We start from the raw sequence: 822 nt of genomic DNA on the forward strand, positions 1-822 counted from the left end.
AGACGTTGATTTGGTTGCACCTGGTGATGGCGAAGGTGACAACGGCGGTGATGTAGCACCAACAGTCGTGATTAACTCAGGCGATGATGACACCATTAACGCTGATGAAAAAGACGCGGGTGTCACAGCAACAATTACGCTGCCAGAAGGTACAAACACGGCAGAAGACAGTGTGGTTGTGACCTTCTCAGATGGCACAACAGAGACTATTAAACTGTCAGAGATTACCGTCACCGACGGTAAGTTCAGCGTAGCGATCCCAGCGGCAGCGATAGTGGATGGTCAAACAGCAGAAGTGAGTGCGATCGTTGTTGATGGGGCAGGCAATAAGTCGGCTACAGGCAGCGATACGGCGAGCGTTGATTTGGTGGCGCCTGGTGATGGCGAAGACGACAACGGCGGTGATGTAGCACCAACAGTCGTGATTAACTCAGGCGATGATGACACCATTAACGCTGATGAAAAAGACGCGGGTGTTACGGCAACAATCACGCTGCCAGAAGGTACGAACATTGCAGAAGACAGTGTGGTTGTGACCTTCTCAGATGGCACAACAGAGACCATTAAACTGTCAGAGATTACCGTCACCGACGGTAAGTTCAGCGTAGCGATCCCAGCGGCAGCGATAGTGGATGGTCAAACAACAGAAGTGAGTGCGATCGTTGTTGATGCGGCAGGCAATAAGTCGGCTACAGGCAGCGATACGGCAGGCGTGGATTTGGTGGCGCCTGGTGATGGCGAAGGCGACAACGGCAGCGATGTTGCACCAACTGTCGTGATTAACTCAGGCGAAGATGACATCATCAATGCAGCGGAGAAAGA

At 52.2% G+C, this 822-nt stretch carries 1 pseudogene; it reads left to right on the top strand.

Annotated features, from left to right (window positions below):
- A pseudogene (locus PVK63_RS19880) lies at window positions 1–822 on the top strand (hypothetical protein); the annotation flags it as partial.

It is taken from the genome of Aliivibrio sp. S2TY2 (assembly GCF_028765525.1).
Taxonomy (GTDB): Bacteria; Pseudomonadota; Gammaproteobacteria; order Enterobacterales; family Vibrionaceae; genus Aliivibrio; species Aliivibrio finisterrensis_A.